Genomic DNA, 1,673 nt, shown 5'->3' with positions numbered 1-1,673 from the left:
TGTGCAACATTTAACCTACTCAAAGCTATTCACCTTGAATCTGTATAGCATCACCAGTTAAAGTGATGGCTGTTGCCGGCAAAGCTCGCAACATAATATTACGAGCGCCGTTCCAATCCCTATGGGCAGTATAGCCACATTTCGGACATTGGAACTTTTTATTTCCACCTAGTTGCTTGTGAACATGACCGCATTCAGGACAAGTTTTTGAAGTATAAGATTCATTACACAACACTACTAAAACATTATGTCTATTAGCCATATTTATTAAATGTCGCTGAAATTTATAATGACTCCACGAGAGCATATTTCGAGCCGTGCGTTTATTCAGTTTTCGACCAGACTTGACTACCATTTCTGAAGTAGCAAATGTCGGTAGAAAAATGATTTTGTAGTGGTTTACAAGAAATTGTGCTACTTTATTGTGCAAATCCTTAACTAAGCTTTGAATTCTTTCCCTAATACGATAACTTGCTTTACGCATTGCTCGTCGTTGACGTTTAGCCACGCTTAAGTCAATGCGACTCATTAAATTATCTAGATGAGAACACAGCCTTTGAATTTTCCCCATATCGCCGTTACCGAACTCAACAATCTTTTCCGAGTCAAATCCCGTCAAAAAAGTACGCACTCCAGGGTCGAGAGCAATAACTTTTGACTGCTCTGTGGGAATTGGTTGTTTTACTTCGGGGAAAATGCCATACCATTTTCCCCGCTCAAAAACCAATTGAGTACCATAACTACATTCAGCAGGAAAGCCTTCTGGTGAACGATAGGTCAATCCCTTCACCTTGGTGGGATACCAGTGGTTTTTCTTGTAGTTACCAACTTTGAATTTGATGACTTGAGACGGTTGACGGCAAGATTTAAACTTTGCTATACCACCATTAGCTATAGCTTGTTTGTGACCATCTACGGCATCAGCGACTGCTTCTTGTAATTGATGTCCAGGCAACTCTTTAACCGAATCTGGACGTTCGGCATCGCGAGCTAACTTTTGCAAATCATAAGCACTTGCTTTGACACCACCTCTAAGTTGAGCGATTGTCCAATTATAAATCCAACGGTAGGCATTCAGCCAACGCTTCCAGACTTTGTGCAGTGCATCAGATGGAAATACCCTGAGCTTCCTGACACTGTTGGGTGTCAACTTCCGGGTCTGGTTCCGAGGCTTTGTCTTGAATCGCTTTGCTGACTGATTCGTGATATTTCCGCAATCCGTAAAGCCTTGCACTGAAACAATGGAGGATGGACAAGATATCTTCAACGAGTTCTGCTTCTGGAGATAAGTTTCTCTGGTTGAGAACCAGGAGTTTGACCCCATTTTGCTGACACAACCATTCAATAAGTGGGAATCCAAATCGGATGGCTCTATCGGAGTAAGCGACGACAAGTGTTGAGATATCACTTTGGCATATTCGTTCCAATATTTTGAGGAATTTACGCCGTTTAAAATTGAGTCCACTTCCAATTTCTGAAATAAGTTCAGCGTGGGGGTATTTTTCGCGTAGAAACTCAATTTGTCGGTCAAGGTCATCTCGTTGGCTATGACTAGAGACTCTTGCATAAGCGATAACTGGCTTACTTTTGGGATTTTCTTCATCAATGCAGAATCGTCGCTGGTTTCCGGGAGTTCTAATACTGTCAAGCTTTCCTTCATTATCCCATCGTCT

2 protein-coding genes are annotated in these 1,673 nt (G+C 41.8%); both read right to left on the bottom strand.

From position 1 onward, the window contains the following. Positions 1-25: 25 nt before the first annotated feature. A complete protein-coding gene (locus F6K40_RS40070; RefSeq protein WP_293145868.1) occupies positions 26-1,150 on the bottom strand; it encodes an RNA-guided endonuclease InsQ/TnpB family protein in 1,125 nt (374 codons plus the stop codon). After that, the coding region (locus F6K40_RS40065) for an IS607 family transposase (protein WP_293145865.1) at positions 1,107-1,673 on the bottom strand (567 nt) is incomplete at its 5' end. The genes F6K40_RS40070 and F6K40_RS40065, both read right to left, overlap by 44 nt.

Origin of the sequence: Okeania sp. SIO3I5, assembly GCF_010672085.1 — a bacterium.
GTDB lineage: Bacteria > Cyanobacteriota > Cyanobacteriia > Cyanobacteriales > Microcoleaceae > Trichodesmium.
This window is presented reverse-complemented; position numbering and strand designations above follow the sequence as displayed.